Genomic DNA, 21,060 nt, shown 5'->3' on the forward strand with positions numbered 1-21,060 from the left:
AAAAAACGGGCGATGCCATCACAGCATCGCCCGTTCTGTTTTGTATTGCCGCCCTACTGCAACGCCGCCCCGCTCAAGGTGACATTGCCCGTGCCGGATACCATCACCCAGGTGACCGTCAGCGTGGTAGTGCCGCTGGCCGTGTAATTGAGTGTGTAAGTGCGATCATACTGGCCAGTGCTGGTCGGGGTGGTGTCGGTGAAGTCAGCGGCAGAGCCGTCCGCCAGGTGGGCGGTGAGCTTGCCGCCGCTCTTCCAGCCGCCCACGTGCACCACCAGTGTGTGTGCCGTCGTGCTGGCCGGAACGCTGATTGAATAACCGTTGCCGGTGCCCGCGACATAGACCCCGTCGTGGTTGGTGGTGGCGCTGGCCGTGGGTGTGCCGTCACTCCAGCTCAAGGCTCTCAGGTCATCGGTATAAAGCGTGTTGGTGCCCGAACCCACAACCTGATACGTGCCAATCTGCCCGGTGCCGCCGGACTTCTTGATCAGCGTGGCCTCGCCCCAGTGCGACCAGTCAGTCATGCCCTCAGTGGTCAGGTTGAAAGTGGTGGTGGCACTGTTACTGCTGCCGGTCAGCGTGCCTGCGGTGGCGGCCGTATTGGTCAGGCTGTAGCTGGCCGGCGTAGTAGCGCCCGCTGTGGTGGCTGTCACCACGTAGCTGCCAGACTGGGTGTTGGCCAGCGGCTGTGCGGTGGTCGCCAGTCCGTTGGCATCAGTCACGAGGGTAACGACACTCTTTCCGCCAAAGCTGGCGCTGGCGCCACTGGCGGGCGCGGTAAAGGTGACGCTGATCCCGTTTTGCACTTTGCCATTGGAGTCCGTCACGAGCGCCTGCAAACCGTTGCCGAACGTGGTGTTGACGGCAGTGCTTTGCGCGGTGCCACTATTGGCGTAGATCAAGGGCTGATTCGACAGGCCTGCGCCATTCAGGGTGACGTTGCCGGTGCCCGATGCCATGACCCATTTCACCGTCAGCGTCTGCGTGGCGGAGCCTGCCTTGTAGGTCAGTGTGTAGTTGCGGTCGTACTGACCGGTGACGGTGGTTGTGGTGTCGACAAAGTCGGCTGCCGAACCATCTGACAAGTGCGCAGTCAGCTTGCCGCCGCTGTTCCAGCCGCCCACATGCACAACCAGAATGCGGCTGGTGGTATCGGCCGGTGCGGTAATGCTGAAGCCATTGTTGGTGCCGCTGATATACACCCCGTCGCCATTGCTGCCCGTTGCGGTCGGCGTGCCATCAGTCCAGCTCAGCGCTCTGGGGTCGTTGTTGTAACGCGTCACTGTGCCGCTGCCCACGGCGGTGTATGTGCTGATTTGTGCCGTCACACCCGTCTTGCGGTTCAGATTGGTGTCACCCCAATGCACCCAGTCCAGCACCCCTTCGGTGGTCAGATTGGAGAGCGTGGCATTGCTGTTGCCAGCGCCACTGAGCGCACCACTGCCAGAGCTTGCTGCGGTGTTGGTCAGGCTGAAGCTGGCGGTCGTCGCAATGCCACTGGCGGTGGCCGTGACGGTGTAAGCACCGGTCTGGCCGTTGGCGACGGGTTGTGGCGTGGTGGCAAGGCCATTGGCGTCGGTCACGACCGTAATCGCGTTTGCGCCGTTAAAGCTGGCACTGGCGCCACTGGCTGGCGCGGTGAAGGTGACACTCACCCCGCTTTGCGCCTTGCCGTCGCCGCTGGTTACTTTGGCCTGCAAGGTGTTGGTGAAGGTGGCATTGATGGCGGCACTTTGTGGCGTGCCGCTATTGGCAACGAGCGTGGCTTGTTGCGCCAGCGCTGCGCCATTGAGGGTGACGTTGCCGGTGCCTGCCGTCATGACCCATTTCACCGTCAGGGTTTGCGCGGCAGAGCCTGCCTTGTAGCTGAGTTTGTAGTTACGATCGTACTGGCCGTTGGTTGAGGGCGTGACATCAACAAAGTCTGTCACGGTGCCGTCAGACACATGTGCCGTCAGTGTGCCGCCGCTGTTCCAGCCGCCTACATGGATGACCAGTGTGCGGGTGGTCGTGTCGGCCGGTGCGGTAAAGCTGAAGCCGTTGTTGGTGCCACTGATATACACGCCATCGCCATTGCTGCCTGCCGCAGTGGGTGTGCCGTCAGTCCAGCTCAGCAGCCTGGGGTCGTTGGCGTAGCGCGTTACCGTGCCCGTGCCCACTACCGTGTAGGTGGAAATCTGCGCGGTGACGCCGCTCTTGCGGTTCAGGCTGGCCTCGCCCCAGTGCACCCAGTCCAGCACCCCTTCCGTGGTCAGGCTGGTTGATGTGGCGGCGCTATCGCCATTGCCGTTAAGCAGGCTGCTGCCGCTGCTGGAGGTGGCAATGTTGGTCAGGCTGAATGTGATCGGGCTATTGACGCCACTGGTGCTGGCCGACACGGTGTAACTACCGGCAACGCCGTTGGCCGTCAGTGTCGGCGCTGTTGCCACCCCGCTGGCGTTGGTGGTGACGGTGGCAGTGGCTGAGCCGCCAAAACTGCCGCTGGCGCCACTGGCGGGCGCGGTAAAGGTCACGCTCGCCCCGCTCACTACCTGGTTGGCGCCATCCTTCACGGTGACCTGCAGTGCATCCGGGAAGGCGGTGTTGATGGTGGCGGATTGTGGCGTGCCTGCGTTGACAGTCATGCTGCCGGAGCTGGCGGCGTTGGTCAGGCTGAAGCTGGCCGTGCCGGTTGTGCCAGAGGTGCTGGCCAGCACGGTGTAGCTACCCGTGGTGTTGTTGGCTGTCAGCTTGGGCGCAGTGGCGATGCCACTGGCATTGGTCACTGCGGTGGCCGTGGCGGACCCGCTAAAACTGGCCGATGCCCCGGTTGCCGGCGCGGTAAATGTCACCGTGGCGCCACTGAGCGGCTGGTTGCTGCTGTCTTTGACCAGCACTTGCAAGGCGGTGGCAAAGGCGGTGCCGACAATGGTCGTTTGCGGCGTGCCGGCGCTGGCGGCAAGGTTGATGGATGCAGTCGACAGCGCTGCGGCGCTCACGGCGACGTTGCCGGTGCCGGACGAAGCCACCCATTTGACGGTCAGATATTGCCCGGCCGTGCCTGCGCTGTAAGTCAGCGTGTAGTTGCGGTCAAACTGGCCGGTACCCAGCGGCGTGGTGTCGACAAAATCCGGGGCGGAGCCATCAGACAGGTGGGCTGTCAGTGTGCCGGCAGTCTGGTAGCCGTCGACGTGAACCACCAGCGTGCGCTGCGTGCTGTCGGCCGGTGCGGTAAAGGAAAAGCCGTTATTGACCTTGTTGACGTACACGCCGTTGGTATTGGCGGTGGCGGTCAAGGTGGGTGAACCATCGGTCCAGCTCAGCGGGCGCAGATCGTTGTTGTATGCCACCGCCGGGCCGGCGCCGACAATGCTGTAATCGCTGATGACCGGGGTGACGCCTGTTTTGCGGTTGGTCGTTCCGTCTCCCCAGTGAATCCAGTCGGTATTGCCTTCAGTGGTCAGGTTGGCGTTGGTCACCGCGCTGGTGCTGGACCCCATCAGGGTGCCGCCGCTGCCCGTGGGTGCCAGCAAGCCGTAGACATGTACGGTGTTGTCAAAGGTGGGCAGGTAAACCTTGCCGCTCACGACAATGGGCGGCACCCACTTGGCCCAGCTGCCCATGGCATCGCGCGCGGCGTTCTGGTTGCTGCTCCAGAGCATGGTGCCCGGGTTGGCCGCATCAAAGGCATAGAAAATGCCCGGTTGCGCACTGCCGTTGGCGATGCCGGAGGCAGAGAACGTGGCCCACAGAATGGCTGTGCCTGGCGTGGTGCCGTTGGCGGAAATGGAAATCGACGGGTCGTTACTGATGGCCGAGAGCGGTGCAATGGTGCCCTGTGCCGATGGCGTGGTGGCAAAGGTGGTGCCATTAAACGGGAATGTCTTGAGTACGTCGCGTTCGCCGTAGCCAAACAGCGTGTTGTTGTACCAGATGTAGTTGCCGCCCCAGAAACCGCCCGCTTCCGAGCCGGAGTAGGCATAAGTGGCCTGCCATTCCTGGTGGAGTTGGTCGCCCGTTGCGTGGTAGTGGCTCAGATTAGCCGTATCAAATACATAAATCTTGCCGTCTTTGGCGCCGGCGACGCCCAGATGGGTGCCGGGGATCAGTAAAATGCCGCTGCTACCCAGATCCCAGTCGTGCACATTGTCTTCGTCCTGGGTGGCCGGGGTGAAATAGTCTGTGAGCGTGATGCCGTTTGCGCCCAGGCTCAGCTTGATAATGCTGTCGCCGTAATCAATACCGCCGCTGCTGGCGTTGAAGTCGCCGTTGCCGGTTTCCAGATAAACGTTGCCGTCGTCATCGGCAGTGGCACCGACGCCGCCTTGCCAGATGCCGCTTTCCCCTTCATTGGGCGATACGCAGAAAATGCCGGTCCGGGCCAGCGTGGCGGCGTCGTAGGTAAATACCCAGCCGTGATACGGATCGGTGTCCTGGTGTGAGCCAAAAGTGATCCAGATGTTGCCCTTGGAGAGCAACAGTCCGGGGCGCTGCCAGTGCTGGATGGCTTTGAAGCTGACCACGCCGCCGACGGCATCGCTACTGGTGCCCGGCACGCTACCCTGAATGACAACGGCAGGTACTTTGTCGGCGCCGGTGGCGATATCCAGTGCATGCAGCCGGAAATACGTCACGCTGTTTTCGTAGCTTTCAGCCACAACATAGATTGTATTGGTGTTCGGGTCGATGACCGGGGTGCTAGTAATGCCGATGTACGGGTACAGGTCACGCTGTGCGCAGCACACCGAGGCCGACATGGGGGTGCCCAGATTGACATGCCAGAGCGGGTTGCCCGGTGCGTCAGCGTCATAGGCGTACACCGAATTTTTCTCGGTGACGATATACACCACGTTATGCATGCCCAGCGCGCCCATGGATACGCCGGACATATACAGTGGCTGCGCATAAATCTGGCCATCTACGGGCAGTGAGAACAGCATGCCGAAACTACTGCTGTTGACGTTGGACGTGTTGAGTACGGTTTCACCCAGCGTGGCACCGGTGCGGCCATTGTCGTAGTGATAGGTGGTGACTTGCGCCTTGGCGAAGGTGGCCGTTACGGCCAGCAAGACACAGCAAAACAGGCGCAGCAGACTGCTGAGCCTTGAAGGTTTTTCCCTGCCCATGGCGCTTCCTTTATTAGCAAATAATTTCCCGAAGATTTTTTTCACTTTCCTTTTTCTTTCTATTTAAAAAAGCAAACGAACCGCAATCCGAAAAGGTGAAGTGCGTTTTGAGCCGCTGGCCGGTGGAACCAGGCGAGATGCGCGTGATGATGTGTCGGGTTTGTTGGGCGGGATTGTTGCGGGATGGTGACCACAACCCGCATGGGTAAAGGGTTTTGCCCTTTTGGGGTCATGGGGTGCCGGTTGCGGATTTGTATCCGGCGTTGCGGCGCAACACAAATGCGCTTGTTAAACAGAGGGTTGGTGCCGGGTAAGGAAACGACTGACGGAGCAGAATTCAGGCACAAATACCCTGCTGACGCGTTCGTGCCATATATGCACTGCAAAACGGGCTGGTTTGAAGTGGGTCAGGGCTGATCAGGTGGTGTGCTGCGGGTATCTCAGCGTATCGATCACCAAAGACAAAGCGCGCGAAAACTGGCGCCGGCCCTGGTAGTAAGCATGATGCCCGGGGAAATGCGGGTGCCATTGCGACAGTACCCAGCGTAACTGGCCGGCCGCCACGAACGGTGCGGCCATCTCTTCTGGCAGGTAAGCCAGACCCATGCCGCTTAGTGCGGCGTCCAGCATCTGGTAACTGCCATTGAACGTGGTTTGCCCCTCTACCCGCACCTGCAAGGTGTGTCCTTCCCTGGCCAGTTCCCATGCGTACGTGCCGCCGTGCGTGGGCAGGCGCAGGTTGATGCAATTGTGCTCGATCAGTGCTTGCGGCGTATCCGGCATGCCGCGCCGGGCCAGGTAATCGGGCGAGCCCACAATGGTCATGCGCTGATCCGGGCTGATGCGCACGGCAATCATGTCACGCGCCACCTGATTGCCCAGACGTACGCCAATGTCGTAGCGCTCCGCCACGATATCAGACAGCCCGTAGTCATTGATGATTTCCAGGCTCAGATCCGGGTATTGCGCCAGTAACGGGGCCAGCCTGGGCCAGAGCAAGGTGCGGGTGACGTAATCCGTGGCGGTGATGCGGATGTGGCCAGCGGGCTGGTCGCGCAGGTTGCTAAGTGCCGCCAGTTCCAGGTCTATCTCTTCAAAACGCGGCCCAAGGGTCTGCAGCAGATGCTCGCCTGCCTCTGTCGGTGCGACGCTGCGGGTGGTTCGCGTCAGCAGTCTTAAACCAAGCCGGGTTTCCAGGTTGCGGATGGTGTGGCTGAGCGCGGATTGCGAAACGCCCAGTTGCGCGGCGGCGCGGGTAAAGCTGCGGGCTTTGGCGACGGCCAGAAACGCCAGGAGATCACTGTAATTGTCCTTGGCCATTGATGCATCTTTTTCATGAAACGGCTTTTATTATGCGCAACCGGCCGGGCCGTTTCCAGTGCAAAACGGCTGTGTTGGGCGGTTTGCGCGGCACCGGACTGGCCCCGCCATTTTTGTCAGAAAAAATATGTTAAATAATTATTTCCGTTCATCGGTAGATAATTAACTTACATTCTATTGGCATAAGTGCTTGTGTATACTCGATTTCAAGAGTTTGCTTTCAGCCAATTACTTACAAACAAAGAAAAATAATCTGGAGTAAACACCCGACTGTCAGATGACATGAGCCCCCGGTTTGCACCTGGAATGCAACCGGGCATAAAGGTAGCCTGTGATGAACCACTTCCTCAAATATCCCCTGTTTGCCCTGATTGCAGAAAATCACGGCATCACCCTGCACGACACCGAAACCGAGGCCGATGCAGTCGCACGCACCCGCATCGCTGCGGGTGCCTCGCGCGTCAAGATTCGCGATCTCAGTGCCCAGGCCGGCTACGCCTACAAGTACTGGGACGCCACCAGCAAAGACTGGATCAAGATCGAGCTGAGCTAAGGCAAGGCGGCCACACCGCCCTGCGCTTGCGCACTATCTGGCCACACGCCCTTCTACCGGATAACCCGGATCGGTGTACCCCGGCGTGGAAGCGTGGCCCGGCGGCACCAGGCTATCGACCAGTTGTTCATCTTCGGCATTGAGCTTGAAACTCAGGGCATCCATATAGCTATCCCATTGCGCTTCAGTGCGCGGGCCGGCAATGGTGGCGCTGACGTGCCGATTGTTCAGCACCCACGCCAGCGCAAAGCCGATGGATGTCGTGCCACGCGCGGCGGCGTGCGCGGCAATGGTCTGGGCGATCTGCAATGATTCCGGGCGCCATTCGGTCTGCTGAATGCGCCGGTCGCCACGCCCTGCCCGGCTATCTGCCGGCGGCGCGGTGTCGGGCGCATATTTGCCGCTCAGTACGCCGCGCGCCAGCGGGCTGTACGACACCACGCCCAGCCCGTAATGCGCCGCGGCGGGTAGTTGTTCCACTTCGGCGGTACGGTCCACCAGGTTGTACAGCGGCTCGCTGGCCACCGGCCGGTCTATGCCCATCTGGTCCGCAAGGCGCGCGATCTCGGCAATGCGCCAGCCTTTGAAATTGGACACCCCGAAATAGCGCACCTTGCCCTGGCGGATAAGGTCTGCCACGGCGCGCACGCCTTCTTCCAGCGGCACACCCGGCAACGCCCGGTGAAAATACAGAATGTCGATGTAATCGGTGCCTAGCCGTTTCAGGCTGTTTTCTACCGATTGCATGATCCATTTGCGTGACTGGCCGTGCTGATTGGGCCCGTGCCCGCCCGGAAAACCAAACTTGGTGGCAATGACCCAGTCGTCACGCTGATCCGCCACTGCCCGCCCGACAATCTCTTCGGAGCGCCCGGCGTGGTACACGTCGGCGGTATCAATGAAGTTGATGCCTTGCTCGCCGGCCTTGGCAATGATGCGGCGCGCAGTGGCCTCGTCGGTCTCACCACCAAACATCATGGCGCCCAGACACAGCGGCGAGACTTGCAGGGCGCTGCGCCCCAGATATCGATAATCCATAAGTCCTCCGGATGAGTTCAGTCTCAAAGGCCGCGTTCAGCGAAGACGGTTCTGGCAATGTTCATCGCCGTCATGGCGTTGGGCCAGCCGGCGTAGAACGCAAGATGGGTAATGAGTTCGATGATTTCATCGCGCGTGACGCCGTTTTCCAGCGCACGGCCAATATGGAATGGCAACTCGTTGGTGCGATAAAGGGCGGCCAGCGTGGTAACGGTGATCAGGCTGCGATCACGCGGGGACAAACCCGGGCGCGCCCAGACGTCGCCGAACAGGACTTTGTCCGTCAGTTCGGCCAGCTTGGGCGCGGTATCGCCAAAAGACTTGCGGGCTTGGGTGGGTTCGGTGGACATGGCGGCTCCTGACTTGCACGATGGGATGGACGACCATGGTAGTCCGGGCCGGTCATGCAATTAAGAGCAAAAGTCCGCTAGCTCTTATGAGCCAGATACATGAATGGCGTCAGTGCCTGGCGGCCGGAATCGCTTCCCACAGGACAGGCAGCCGGGCCCGGCCCATATGCATGGTGCATTCACGGCAGGTGTAATAATGCGGGCCGGCGCTGTCGGCAATCAGGGTAAAGCCAAGGCCATTGCCGGTAATGCGAAAGGACGCCGCGCCCGACGGCCCCTGAACAATGCTGACCGGCGTGCTGATGGTGTGGCGGCGCGAGGTATCGGCAATGTGCAACATGCCGGACTGGCTGCCGGCATCCAGAAGCAACAAAGCCGGGATGTCGCCATCACGCTGCTGGAAAGCGACCACCTCAGCCAGCGCCGGACGCTCGCTGAACCACCATTCGCTGAACAGATAGTTTTTGACGAAATGGCTGCAATAAAACAGCGCCAGGCACACCACAACCACCATGGCCTTCCAGTGCGCCCGCACTCCGTACTGATCGTGATCCTGTTTGCCGGTTTTCACCGCACTTTCCCGCAAAAATCATCGCGTTGCATGCTACTGCCCCATTGGGGTGCGGTAATTAGCGTGAACCGGGTATTTATTCAAAAGACAAATTGTGGTCAGCGTCATCGGGCTGACGTGATCCATTGTCAGTTTTCATTGATATCAAGAGCTTGTTGTTTGTTTTTAATGCGGTTTATAACGATGCCACGGCGCCATTTGCCGCAAATGCAATGGCGCAGCCGGCCCTGATGCGTGGGGTTTATGTGCCTGTTTTCTGGCCGGAAACGATACCGGTTCACCGCTAGTCAGCCGCGCCTGAAGATCCCGCTTGCTGAATGCCGTGCTGATGTCGATGGTCGGCGGCCCCGGGTTGCCGCCGACAAAGAAAAAAGCCCGCTGATGGCGGGCTTTTTCATGATCGCACGCAGCTTAACCGCGGATGAAATCGAGCAAGTCGTTGTTCAGGCGCTCTTTATGGGTGTCGGTCAGCCCGTGTGGCGCGCCTTCATACACCAGCAGCTGGGCATGCGGGATCAGCTTGGCCGCGGCGCGGCCGGCGGCGTCAATCGGCACCACCTGGTCGTCACTGCCGTGCACGATCAGGGTCGGGATGGTGAATTTCTTCAGATCCTCACGGAAATCAGTCTCAGAGAAGGCCTTGATGCTGTCGTAGGTGTTTTTGTGGCCGCCCATCATGCCTTGCAGCCACCAGTTTTCAATCATGCCTTGCGACACTTTGGCGCCCGGACGATTAAAGCCGAAGAACGGGCCTGTCGGGACGTCGCGATAAAACTGGGCGCGATCAGCCAGTTGCGCGGCGCGCAAGCCGTCGAACACTTCCAGCGGCAGGCCGCCCGGATTGGTATCGGTCTTGAGCATGAGCGGGGTTACGGCAGAGATCAAACCGGCCTTGGCGACACGAGCCGTGCCGTGGCGGCCGATGTAACGGGCCACCTCGCCGCCACCGGTCGAGAAACCAAACAGCGCGACATTGTTGACGTCGAGGAGATCAAGCAACTGTGCCAGATCATCAGCGTAGTGATCCATGTCGTTGCCGTCCCACGGCTGGCTGGAGCGGCCGTGACCGCGACGGTCATGGGCAATAACCCGGTAGCCGTGCATGCCAAGGAAAATCATCTGCGACTCCCAGCTATCCGCGTTCAGCGGCCAGCCGTGGCAGAACACAACCGGTTGGCCGTGGCCCCAGTCCTTGTAATAGATCTCGACGCCGTCACGCGTGGTAAACGTGCTCATGTTGCGGTCTCCAGCAAGTTGGTCCCCGAAGGGAAACAAGACGGCGCGAATCGCTGTCCGCGCGCGTCAAACACTTACCATAGCCCGTGATTGTGTCAGTCAGATCAACATCCTGGCACGGATGAATCTACCTCTTTCGGGGTGGGTGGGCCGATGCCCTGGCATGACGCTTGCAAGAGGCATGCCGACCGCCATCGGGTAAGTCAGCGTGGCGGGCGCTGGTCTTGAACGGCAGAACCGGCGCGCCTGAGTGCGGCACGCCAGTTGATCTGCCGCGGCGGTTTTACATAAGCGTGTTGTGCCGGAATGGTGAGTACGATTGCGCTGTCGCCCGCGCTGGTCTGCCGGGCCTCCAGCGTGCCACCCAGGCGTGCGGTGCGATCATGCAGGGTACACAGGTTGAAGCCGGGGTTGGCACTGTGGGCGTCGATACTCTTGCCATTATTGCGCACGGCAAAGGTGAGCGCGGACGCGCCAAAATGAATGTCCAGATGAACCCGGCTGACACCGGCATGGCCGAATGCGTGGATGACCGCTTCTCGCACAATCGTGTAGCTGTCGCTACGCATGCCGGGCAATAACTTCAGATGGCTGCTGCCACCCAGGGTGAAATGAAACGGCAGATCGTGAATGCTCGCCATGGCTTCGCCCAGTTGCAACAACACGCCGGGCAAATCGGCCAGGTGTTCTGCGCCGGGGTCAGGCGTGGTTGGCGCTTGTCCGCGCCCGGCCACTCGCCCCAGTCGCCACAGGTAGACGACCCATAATGCCGCCAGCAAGGCCAGCAGGTACAAAACGGGGCTCAGGTAGCTCAAGGTGCCGGGCGGGCTGACGTGCGTCTGCGCCGCGCAAACCACGGCGGACAGGGTCGACGACAAGGTCGGGGTGAATAACAGCCAGACTCTGGCGGGCATGGGTAAATTATGTTGTTGTCATAACGGCGGATCGCCTGATGGTAGCACCCCGCCCGCTGTGGCTGACTCCCCTGAAGGTGGGGTTGTCTGGCCTGCCGCGTGACGGCGCCCACACCGGTTTTCATGGCAGATTCATCCATGTTGCCGATACTGGCTGGGCCTCAACAACGCGGAGCAAGTCATGGTGCGACTGGTATGGCTGGGTATGGCGGTAACGGTCCTGGCGGCGTGTACATCCATGCCGGATAGCGGACAGCAAACTCTGGCCAGCGGCGGCAAGATCGGCTGGACGGTGGCAGGCGCCGGCAAGCCCGTGGTCGTGCTGCAGTCGGGGCTGGGGGATGATCGCAGCGCGTGGAGCAAGGTGTTCCCTGATCTGGCGGCGCACTACCGCGTGTTTGCCTATGACCGGCCAGGATATGGTTCCAGTAGCAGCGCCAGTACGCCGCGAGATCCGTGCACCATTGCCGCTGAACTGCACGACCTGCTGCGCGCCGCGCAAGTGCCGCCACCCTATCTGCTGGTGGGGCATTCCATTGGCGGCATGTACCAGTACGTGTACGCGCGCATGTATCCGGACGAAGTCGCCGGCCTGGTGCTGGTTGATGCCACCCACCCGGATCACTGGCGCAATATGCAGACCCAGTCCAGCACGCAAGCCAGCTTGCTCAAAGGCATGCGGCTGACCGTCTTTACCCCGGCCATGCGGCCAGAGTTTGATGATCAGGACAAATGTCTGGATCAGATCGCCCGTTCGCCCGCGCTGGGCAAACCGGTACGCGTACTGGTACGCACGCGTTACGATCTGATGGAACAAGGCAGTTTTGAGCAGCAAGTGCATCAGGAAGAGGCCGACTGGCTGGTGTTGACCGGCGCCAGCAAGGCGCAGCCGGTGAACTCCGGGCATTACATTCAGAATGACCAGCCTGCCGCCGTGCTGAACGCTGTGGCCGCAGTCGCCGCGCAGGCGGGTTACTGAGTACGGAATGCGCCTGCCCGAGGGCCGGCCGTGCTATGCTGACGGCCGGTTTTTGCTCTGGTTTTGACCGCGATGAAAGCGTTGTTCTGTGCCCTGCTCCTGTCCCTTGCCGCGCCGGTGTTCGCCGGCCAGTATGTTGATCGCCTCAATGCCTGTGATCAGGCGCCGCTGACCTGTCTGGTCGAGCTTAACGCCTACATTCATGTCGATGCGCCGCGCCATGGCGTCAGCCAGGATCAACTGGCGCAATTCATGGATCAAGCCACGAAATTCTGCAAAGACCATCCGGAATCTGAAACCTACAACAGCGCCTGCAGCAAGCACGAGGGCGATGTGAAATCCGGCATTTTCTATGTCTACGTGCATTACGTGGACGAAGCCGCCACCCAGACGGCCGCGCCGCAGCAGCAATAAGCCGTCCCGCCTCATCCTCACCTTTTCCGGTGTCGCCAGCACCCTCCGGTATCGCCCTGCGTTCGTGTCTGACAGACGGTTCAAACCCAGGCCGGCATGCTGCTGGCCGCGCTGTCATGCCTGTGTCACGCCGCTTGTCGATGCTGTGCGGTAGAACACTTTCGCACCAGGCTTGTCTTTACGTTTTTTGATTGCTTGTGAAATCATTGCGCGCTCTTAATCCAGAGGATGATCAATGAATCATTTCCATATCCGTTATCAAACCTGGCTTGGTGAGAAAGCTTTTTCCTATGATTTTGGCGTAGACCTGCCCTGGGCCCGCGTGGACTCGCTAGTGCTTGAGGCCGTGATCCAGAACGAATTTCCAGAAGACATCGCCCTGCGGCGCATTGTGGATTTCCCGTTGGGCGAAAAGCCCCAGCGCGAAACCATCGAGGCCGTCATGGGCCGTTTTTCCCTGCGCAACATTGAGTTTCAGGTGGCTGGCGAGACCCACAAGATTCGCGCCAAGCACCCGTTTCATCTGTAATACCCAGCCGATATCCTGCCTTTGCTGCCCGGACGGGCGGTCCTACACGACAATCAGTCCACCTCCGATGCCGCTGTAATGTCTATACCCTAAGCTGTGTCGGCATTGCCCCCACTCCAACAGCAAAGGTGCAGCGATGGTATTTCTGAGCGATTTCAGTGACTCCCGCGATGTTTGGGCACGGGATGACGAGGCTGCGGCGGCAGCCTGTGACTTGCTGGTGCGGTATCGCGAAACCCGGGCCAGAAGCCTTGCGCTGGCGGCCAAGCTGGACCCGGAAGACATGGTGGTGCAGGCCATGCCGGACGCCAGTCCGACCAAATGGCATCTGGCCCACGTCACCTGGTTCTTTGAAACCTTTCTGCTCAAGCCCAACTGGCCGGACTATCAGGAATTCGATCCGGACTACGGTTACCTCTTCAATTCTTATTATGAAGCGCTGGGTGATCGTCACCCGCGCCCGCAACGCGGCCTGCTGACCCGGCCACTGCAGGCAGAGGTGCTGGCGTATCGCGAGCACGTGGACGCGTTCATGGGGCAATTGCTGCAATCGGAACAGGCCAAAACGCTGCGCGATCTGGTGCTGCTGGGGCTGGCGCATGAAGAGCAGCATCAGGAACTGATCCTGATGGATGTGCTGAATCTGTTTTCCCGTTCACGCCTCAAGCCGGCCTATGACACACAGTGGCCGCAAACCCGGGCTGGCCGGCGCGGGCATTTCCGGCGGCTTGCCGGCGGCAAGGTCGAGATCGGCGCGCAAGGCGGCTTCTGTTTTGATAACGAACTGCCGCGCCACCCGGTGTGGCTGCAGCCGTATGAGATCAGCGATCGCCTGGTGACCAATGGCGAATGGCTGGCGTTCATGGAAGACGGCGGCTATAGCCGGCCGCTCTACTGGCTGTCCGATGGCTGGGCGCTGGTACAGGCTGAACGCTGGCAAGCGCCGCTGTACTGGGAAAACAAAGACGGTGTCTGGCACCAGATGACACTGGCCGGCATGCAGCAGATCGACCTGGATGCCCCGGTGCAGCACATCAGTTATTACGAAGCCGCCGCCTTTGCCGACTGGGCCGAAGCCCGGCTGCCGACGGAAGCGGAGTGGGAATTCGCCGCCAATGCTGGCGTGCTGGAACAATGCGACGACGTCGTCTGGCAATGGACGCAAAGCGCCTACAGCCCCTACCCTGGTTTCAAGCCGCAACGCGGCGCCGTGGGCGAGTACAACGGCAAATTCATGGTCGGCCAGATGACCTTGCGCGGCGGTGCGGCAATTACGCCCTTGGCGCACACCCGCAACAGTTATCGCAATTTCTTTCATCCAGACAAACGCTGGGTGTTCTCTGGTCTGCGCCTGGCGCGGGACGTCAACGCCCAGACCGACGCAGACAACGAAGAAAGCTTTGCTGTCGATGTGATTGCCGGCTTGTCCGCGCGGGAAAAACACCTTTCGCCGAAGTATTTTTACGACGCGGCCGGTTCCGAGTTGTTTGAGGCCATCTGCCACACGCCGGAGTACTACCTCACCCGCACGGAAACCGCGTTGCTGGAAACCATCGCGCGTGAGATTGCTGCGGACATCCCGCCTGATGCTGCACTGGTCGAATTCGGTAGCGGCGCCAGCCACAAGATCCGGCTTTTGCTTGATGCCGCACCGCAAGTTACCACCTATGTGCCGATCGATATCAGCGAAGACGCGCTGCAGAGCGCCACGGCGCGCATGGCGCGCAATTACCCGCGGCTGGCGCTGGCGCCGCTGGTGGATGACTTCACCCGCGCGCTGGCGCTGCCGTCCGCCGTGCGGGGCAGTAACAAGGTGGGTTTCTTTCCGGGCTCGACCATTGGCAACTTCAATCCGCATCAGGCCGTGGCTTTCTTGCGCCAGGTGCATCGCTTGCTGGGCGAAGGCGCCTTGCTGATCGTGGGTGCCGACATGGCCAAAGATGAACCCACGCTGCATGCCGCCTACAACGATCGCCAGGGCGTGACCGAACGCTTTAACAAGAACGTGCTGGCGCGCATTAACCGCGAACTGGGCGGCGACTTCAATCTGGATGCATTTGAGCATCTGGCACTGTGGAACCCGCAGGAAAGCCGGATGGAAATGCACCTGGTCAGCCGCATCGACCAACTGGTGAACGCGGCCGGGCACACGTTTGCGTTCAAGGCTGGCGAGCGTCTGCATACCGAGAACTCCTACAAGTTCACGGTGCCGGCATTTACCGCACTGGCCAGCAACGCCGGCTGGGAGGTGGCGCACCACTGGGTCAGCGACGCGCCCCACTTTGCCGTGTTCAATCTGCGTGCGGTGCCGCTGAACACACGCGATTAGCCTGTCAGCCGATTCTGTCAGCCGGATGCGCGCCTGTCCGCATCCGGCTGCTGGCGGCGCTGGTCATACTGGGTTCATCAACCCAGGAGATCAGCATATGAAGCAGAACCAGACCGGCCAACTGGCACAATCAGGCCAGCAGTCGCCCTTGGTCCAGGCTTTGCAAGAGCACCATTTGCCCGAACGCTGGGCCTGGAGCGATCTGGCGGTGGAGCTGCTGGCCGACGGCTTGCGGCTGAGTGATATCGTGTGGCGGCTTGAGGCGGTCTTCAAAGCCGGCACGGTCAAAGACGAAATCCATATGCTGTCTGATTACGACACGCAGTTGCGGTTGTATGAATCGCTCTTGTTCATGCAAAAACAAGGCCCGCTTTCTGCCGATCAACAGGCTGAGCTAACCCGGTGCGAGGATGCCATTGGCCGGCATCACACCGACGTGTTTGCCGCCTCGCTTGCCGGCCATCCTGTCGGGCAGGCGGCCGGCAAGGCGCGGCTTGATCACTGAACAAGCATCCATACGCTCACAAAAAAAGGAGGCCTCATGCCTCCTTTTTTGATTGCGCTGGCCGGGTCAACCCGGCGATATCTGCTTGTAGAACACGGTGGTGCCGCACAGCTGGCCATCAGGCATCAGCGCAAAGCCCGGAATCTTGCCGCACTCCTGCCAGCCTTCCCGCGTGTACAAGCGCTCTGCCGCGCCGCCGGTGACGGTATCGAGTACCAGCAACGTCTTGCCGGCCTGGGCGCAATGCTGTTCCAGCGCCTGCATCAGTGCTGCGGCTATGCCTTGTTTGCGGGCGCGTGGGTGAACCAGCAGTTTGGCTACTTCGGCGCGGTGCGGCTGGTTGTCCGGCAGGTTGAGAATGGCATGCACCGTACCCACGACCTGATTGTTTTCATCCTGGGCAACCAGAAATAACCGCTTGCCACTGGCCACATCTGCCGCCATGGCTTGCCAGAACGCCGCGGCGCGCGCTGTCGAAAACGGGCTCATGAAACTGACTGACGCGCCAGCTTCGACGCAGGCGACCAGTACTTCGGATAACTCCTCCAGGATAATGGAGGAAAATTCGGTGATCCGGCTAATGCGGGTGGGGGTACTCATGGTGGTATCGATCGCTCTGGCTGGGTTGCAACTGGTTCAGTTGTGAATGGCGACGAGATAGCGCGCGTCGGTCTGGCCCGGGTTGTGGAACGTGGTCTGGCAACTGAGTTCGAACGCCAGGCAATCACCCGCCAGCATGGCGTAGACCGCTTCGCCCACGCTGATGTGCATTTCGCCCGCCAGCAGCCAGATTTGCTGGTGCACCGGGCTCTGGCGCAGACCAGTTTCATAGGCAATGCGCGCGCCGGCCGGAAAAGTGACCTCGACCAGTTGCAAGTCGGGGTTGGCACTTGAGGGTGACACGTTGCGGCGGATATAGCCGGATTGTGGATCGCGCCAGACCGGTTGTTCGGCAAGGCGGCTTAATGGCGCGGCAGCGGGTTTCTCGGCACTGAAAAGATCGGCCAGCGACAAGCCCAGGCCTGCCGCCAGACGCTCTAGTACTACCGCAGTGGCGCTGCTCTGGTTGCGCTCGATCATGGAGATCATGGAGCGGCTGACGCCCGTTTTGTCTGCCAGCGCATCCAGCGACAAACCGGCCGTTTTGCGCAAGTGGCGAATGCGCTCGGCCAGGCGGGTATTGATATCCATGGATTATCCTCTCGTTTACGAGATAAATAATCCAATATATTGGAATTTACTGTCAAGCGTCGCGCTCAGGTGCGATCAATCTGCCGGGGTCTGGTCAGCGTGTCGCGGCTGGCAATGTGGCGGATGGTCCACCAGTCCGGCAGCAATTGCCGCACCCGTGCTTGTCCGAATCGATCATCAATCAGATACAGCGTGCCACGGTCTTCCAGCGTGCGGATCACCCGCCCCGCCGCCTGCACCACTTTTTGCAGGCCAGGAAAAAGATAGGTGTAGTCGTAACCCGTGCCGAAAATCTCATCCAGCCGCTGCCGCATTTCTTCGTTGATCGGGTTGACTTGCGGCAAGCCCAGCGTCGCGACAAACGCGCCGATCAAGCGGTTGCCGGGCAGGTCGATCCCTTCGGCAAAAGCACCGCCCAGCACAGCAAGGCCCACGCCAGAACTGGTTTCGGTAAAGCGGCCGAGAAACTCGGTGCGCGCGGTTTCGCTCATCTGGCGCTGCTGGGGCCAGAGCGTCAGTTGCGGATGGCGCTGGCGCAGGGCTTCTTCAACTTGCTGCAGATAATCAAAACTGCTGAAAAACGCCAGGTAATTGCCCGGTTGCGCTGCAAACTGGTGGGCGATCAGATCGGCAATGGGGGCAATCGACGCGCGCCGGTCGTTGAAGCGGGTCGAGACATCAGTCACCACATTGACCGTGAGCTGGTCAGTGTGAAATGGCGAAATAATGTCGGTCTGCGCGGTGTCCTGCGGCATGCCCAGCGTGTCGGCATAAAAGCCGAACGGGTTGAGCGTGGCCGAAAACAGCACTGCGGTTTGCGCAGCCTGAAAGCGCGGCTGCAGGTGCGGCGCGGGCACGATATTGCGCAGGCGCAGTGCGGAATCGGCATATCTACCCTCGCCGCTTCTGACCACTTCAAACCAGGAGTGCGGGCCGTAGCTTTCTGCCAGTCGCGCAAAATGGACTGCATCAAAATAGAAATTGAGCATATCCGCATCCAGCCCGTCCGGATCTTCGGCCAGAACCTCAGAAAAATCCGCGACCAGCGTGGCCAGCGCCATGACCAGTCTGTCAGGCAAACCGGCGTAAACCAGATAAGGGACAGACTGAACGCCCACAATGTCATTCCACGCCCGGGTCAGTTTGCGCAGCGACTTTTTCAGCGGCGCCGGCGGGTTCTTGCTGAGCGCCTTGAGAGTGGATTGCGCCAGTTCGCCGGTATACATGGCGCGGGCGCGTTCGATCAGGTTGTGCGCCTCATCCGTCAGCACACCCACGCGCCAGTCACGCGCCTGGGTCAGGCTGAACAGCAAGGCGTAGCTGTCAAAGTAATAGTTGTAATCGCCGCTGACCACGTCGGCCCAGCGCGCCATTTCCTGGCTGAGGTAATACGGGCAGACCTGATGGGCCAGCGCCACGTCGCGCAGGGTGAATTGATCCATGTGGGGCCGCGTTAGTGCAGCGGCGCGGGCGGCGGGCAGACGGTCGTAAAAGCCCTTGGCCAGCGGGCAAGAGTCGCCATGGCAGGATTTATCGGGGTGCTCACAGGTTTTGTCGCGCGCCACCATCTCCAGCGAGCGCAAGGGCAAGCCTGGCGCACTGCGGCGCAGTTTAAGCAGGCTTTCCTGAATAAGCGCCCGGCCAGAGGTCTTGGCGGCAAGGCAAAACGCCCGGTCCAGCTTGCCGCCGGCCATGGCTTTCAGCAGCGGAAACAAGGTGCCCATGGTCTTGCCGATGCCGGTGGGTGCTTGCGCCAGCAAGGCACGGCCGGTAAAGGCGGCCTTGTAGACGGTCTCGGCCAGATCACGCTGGCCTGGCCGGAAATCCGGATGCGGAAACTCCAGCGCAGTCAGCGCCTGCTGGCGTGCCTGAAGGTGCGCCATTTCCTGTTCGGCCCAGGCCAGAAAGGTGCCACAGCATTCATCAAAGAAGACTTTGAGGGACTCTGCGGTATGCGCCTCGGTCAGGACGGTTTCCCGGCCGGTGCTGAGGTTGTAGTACACCAGCGCAACGGTGAGCGTTTGCAGTTCCAGCAACTCGCACATCAACCAGCCATAGATGCGCGCCTGCGCCCAGTGCAGGTGGCGATGATTCTCCGGCATGCGCTCCAGCCGGCCGCGATGGGTCTTGATCTCTTCAAGCTGGTTGAGCGTGGGATCGTAGCCGTCAGCGCGGCCGCGCACCTGTAGCGGGCCATACTCGCCGGCCAGGGTGATTTCAGTGAGGTATTTGGCGCCACGGCGCAAGGTGACAGTCTGGTGGCCGGCGATGCCTTCCTGGGCGGACGGCGCTGGCGTGAAGCGCAGGTCCAGGTCGCCGCGCTTGGCCACGAATTCGCATAACTCGCGCACCGCCACGCTGTATTTCATGCAGCGTCTGCCCAGGTGACGTAACACACGGCAACGGGAATGCGGTGCTCGGCAAAGTACGCCATCCAGCGCAACTGGTTGTCCTGGAGCCGGTCGCCTGGCCCTTTGACCTCTATCAGCTGGTAGCGTTGTTCCGCCGGCCAGAAGCGGATCAGGTCTGGCAGGCCGGCGCGGTTGGTCATGATATCGGCCAGCAGTCGCTGGAAAATCACCGTCAGGTGCGCTGCCGGAATACAGTCCAGCGCCAGTTGTAGCAGGGGCGCGCTGATGACGGCCCAGTTAACGAAACTGCACTGAATGCCCTGCTTTGCCCCAAACCGCGTCAGGATGGTCTGGCGATACTGGCCGCTGGCGATCTCGCCCAGACAAGCATCAAACACGGTCTGGCGGCGGGCGTAAAAGTCCGCACTGGAAAGATCGGCCGGGCTGTGGTGAAACGGGTGAAAAAATGCGCCGGGTACCGGACTGAAAATGGCCGGCCAGCACAACAGGCCAAACAAGGCGTTGAACAGCGTGTTCTCGACATACGCCACCGGCGCGGCATCACTATATAGATGATCCCGCGTGATGATCTCGACGTTGTGCGGCGTTTGCACCAGTTGCAGATGCCATTCTTCTGGCGGGGCGGCCTTGCCGGGCCGGGTGCCGGGCAAGCCAAGCGTGCGGCGCAAACGCGGCAGCATGCGCTGGATTTGCTGCCACTCTGCTTCGCTTTCCGGGTGCTGGTCTGCCTGTTGCGCCAGCGCGTAGGCATCACCGGGTTGATCCAGTTTTTCCAGCGTGCGGATATGGCGCTGCCGCGCGCCCGGCGCGGTACAACTGGCATACAGCGGCAAGGCATCAGCAAACTGGCCGGCGCGTTCCAGTTGCTGGGCAATCTGAAACACCAGCCGGGCATGCCGGCGCGCCAGCCAGGGGTTGTCTGCGCGCGGCGGGGGCAGTTGCGCAAGAAGCGTATCGGGCGGCGTGCCTTCTTCCAGTGCATCACGGCAGCGCGCCAGATGCAGGTAGGTGTCGATATCCTCGCGCTGCTGGAAAGCCCGGCTGGCGGCACTGAAAGCGACTTCCTCAAAGGTGTAGATGCCCAGGTTGGTCAGGACAAATTCAGACCAGTCCTGGCTCAGATTGCCAAAGAACATCAACCGCAAGCGTTCGCACAGCGCATCTACCTTGAGTTCGTAGACGATATCGGTGCAGGCCGGCAGCCAGGTACCTAATGGCGCGGCGTGCGGGTAACTGGCTTTGGCCCACGCCAGTAGCTCTGGTTTGCGGCTCAGTGTGGTCGGCGCGGTCTGCGTGATCGCGGTCAGATCGGCCTTGTTGAATAGCGCAAACAGCTGCTCAACCGTGATGTCCGGGGTGCCATTGATCCAGCCGTGGGCCAGCAATGGCGTCGCTGCCTCACGAGTGGCGCCAATTTCTGCGTAGTCCAGTTTGCTGGCTCTGAACAACACCCCTTTGCGCATGACCATGCGGACCAGCAGCGCCTGGGCCACTTCTGGCAAGGCGGCAAAACCATGCAGAAAGGTGCGCTCCTCGTCATTGAGCAGGTCGTCATACCGCGCGCCGATCCATTCCAGCACCAGCCGGAAATTGTTCAGGTAATAAAACGGGTCGGCCAGCGTGCGGCTGGCGGGCGTGGCGGCATTCATTAAAG

At 60.7% G+C, this 21,060-nt stretch carries 17 protein-coding genes; 6 read left to right on the plus strand and 11 right to left on the minus strand.

What is annotated here, in order from left to right; all coding sequences use genetic code 11:
- Positions 1–53: 53 nt before the first annotated feature.
- Complete coding sequence (locus IEX57_RS04070; RefSeq protein WP_188702576.1) at positions 54–5,105, minus strand: beta strand repeat-containing protein; 5,052 nt, start codon at positions 5,103–5,105, stop codon at positions 54–56.
- 417 nt (positions 5,106–5,522) lie between these two features.
- Complete coding sequence (locus tag IEX57_RS04075; RefSeq protein WP_188702578.1) at positions 5,523–6,425, minus strand: LysR family transcriptional regulator; 903 nt, start codon at positions 6,423–6,425, stop codon at positions 5,523–5,525.
- 334 nt (positions 6,426–6,759) lie between these two features.
- On the opposite strand from IEX57_RS04075, the gene IEX57_RS04080 reads away from it, so the two are divergent.
- Positions 6,760–6,978, plus strand: a complete 219-nt coding sequence (locus IEX57_RS04080; RefSeq protein WP_188702579.1) for a hypothetical protein — start codon at positions 6,760–6,762, stop codon at positions 6,976–6,978.
- A 33-nt stretch (positions 6,979–7,011) separates the two neighbouring features.
- On the opposite strand, the gene IEX57_RS04085 is transcribed toward IEX57_RS04080, so the two are convergent.
- The 5 genes from IEX57_RS04085 to IEX57_RS04105 form a co-directional block, all read right to left on the minus strand.
- Positions 7,012–8,016 carry an aldo/keto reductase gene (locus IEX57_RS04085; RefSeq protein ID WP_188702581.1) on the minus strand — a complete coding sequence of 335 codons (1,005 nt, stop codon included), beginning with the start codon at positions 8,014–8,016 and terminating at the stop codon, positions 7,012–7,014.
- A gap of 23 nt (positions 8,017–8,039) precedes the next feature.
- On the minus strand, positions 8,040–8,366 hold the full coding sequence (locus tag IEX57_RS04090) for a carboxymuconolactone decarboxylase family protein (protein ID WP_188702583.1): 327 nt from the start codon (positions 8,364–8,366) through the stop codon (positions 8,040–8,042).
- 109 nt (positions 8,367–8,475) lie between these two features.
- A complete protein-coding gene (locus IEX57_RS04095) occupies positions 8,476–8,937 on the minus strand; it encodes a hypothetical protein (protein ID WP_188702585.1) in 462 nt (153 codons plus the stop codon).
- A gap of 411 nt (positions 8,938–9,348) precedes the next feature.
- Entirely contained in the window at positions 9,349–10,173 is an 825-nt protein-coding gene (locus IEX57_RS04100; protein WP_188702587.1) for an alpha/beta fold hydrolase, read from the minus strand.
- A 203-nt stretch (positions 10,174–10,376) separates the two neighbouring features.
- A complete protein-coding gene (locus IEX57_RS04105; protein ID WP_188702590.1) occupies positions 10,377–11,087 on the minus strand; it encodes a sensor histidine kinase in 711 nt (236 codons plus the stop codon).
- A gap of 181 nt (positions 11,088–11,268) precedes the next feature.
- On the opposite strand from IEX57_RS04105, the gene IEX57_RS04110 reads away from it, so the two are divergent.
- The 5 genes from IEX57_RS04110 to IEX57_RS04130 all read left to right on the plus strand — a co-directional run bounded on the left by IEX57_RS04110 (position 11,269) and on the right by IEX57_RS04130 (position 15,843).
- A complete protein-coding gene (locus IEX57_RS04110; protein ID WP_188702591.1) occupies positions 11,269–12,066 on the plus strand; it encodes an alpha/beta fold hydrolase in 798 nt (265 codons plus the stop codon).
- Positions 12,067–12,138: 72 nt separating this feature from the next.
- On the plus strand, positions 12,139–12,480 hold the full coding sequence (locus IEX57_RS04115) for a hypothetical protein (RefSeq protein WP_188702593.1): 342 nt from the start codon (positions 12,139–12,141) through the stop codon (positions 12,478–12,480).
- Positions 12,481–12,715: 235 nt separating this feature from the next.
- Positions 12,716–13,009, plus strand: coding sequence for a hypothetical protein (locus IEX57_RS04120; RefSeq protein ID WP_188702595.1), 294 nt, complete (start codon positions 12,716–12,718; stop codon positions 13,007–13,009).
- A gap of 136 nt (positions 13,010–13,145) precedes the next feature.
- A complete protein-coding gene (gene egtB, locus IEX57_RS04125) occupies positions 13,146–15,338 on the plus strand; it encodes an ergothioneine biosynthesis protein EgtB (RefSeq protein ID WP_188702597.1) in 2,193 nt (730 codons plus the stop codon).
- 97 nt (positions 15,339–15,435) lie between these two features.
- The gene (locus tag IEX57_RS04130) at positions 15,436–15,843 is read left to right on the plus strand and encodes a hypothetical protein (protein ID WP_188702599.1); all 408 of its coding nucleotides are present in this window, start codon (positions 15,436–15,438) and stop codon (positions 15,841–15,843) included.
- Positions 15,844–15,909: 66 nt separating this feature from the next.
- Here IEX57_RS04130 and IEX57_RS04135 read toward each other — a convergent pair whose 3' ends face one another.
- The 4 genes from IEX57_RS04135 to IEX57_RS04150 form a co-directional block, all read right to left on the minus strand.
- The gene (locus IEX57_RS04135; protein WP_188702600.1) at positions 15,910–16,443 is read right to left on the minus strand and encodes a GNAT family N-acetyltransferase; all 534 of its coding nucleotides are present in this window, start codon (positions 16,441–16,443) and stop codon (positions 15,910–15,912) included.
- Between the two features lie 36 nt (positions 16,444–16,479).
- On the minus strand, positions 16,480–17,034 hold the full coding sequence (locus IEX57_RS04140; RefSeq protein ID WP_188702602.1) for a helix-turn-helix domain-containing protein: 555 nt from the start codon (positions 17,032–17,034) through the stop codon (positions 16,480–16,482).
- A 65-nt stretch (positions 17,035–17,099) separates the two neighbouring features.
- Entirely contained in the window at positions 17,100–19,403 is a 2,304-nt protein-coding gene (locus IEX57_RS04145; RefSeq protein WP_188702604.1) for an ATP-dependent DNA helicase, read from the minus strand.
- Positions 19,400–21,055 carry a VRR-NUC domain-containing protein gene (locus IEX57_RS04150; RefSeq protein ID WP_188702606.1) on the minus strand — a complete coding sequence of 552 codons (1,656 nt, stop codon included), beginning with the start codon at positions 21,053–21,055 and terminating at the stop codon, positions 19,400–19,402. Before IEX57_RS04150 ends, IEX57_RS04145 begins: the two co-directional genes overlap by 4 nt.
- Positions 21,056–21,060: the final 5 nt, after the last annotated feature.

The sequence above is a fragment of the Silvimonas iriomotensis genome (genome assembly GCF_014645535.1).
GTDB classification, from domain to species: Bacteria; Pseudomonadota; Gammaproteobacteria; order Burkholderiales; family Chitinibacteraceae; genus Silvimonas; species Silvimonas iriomotensis.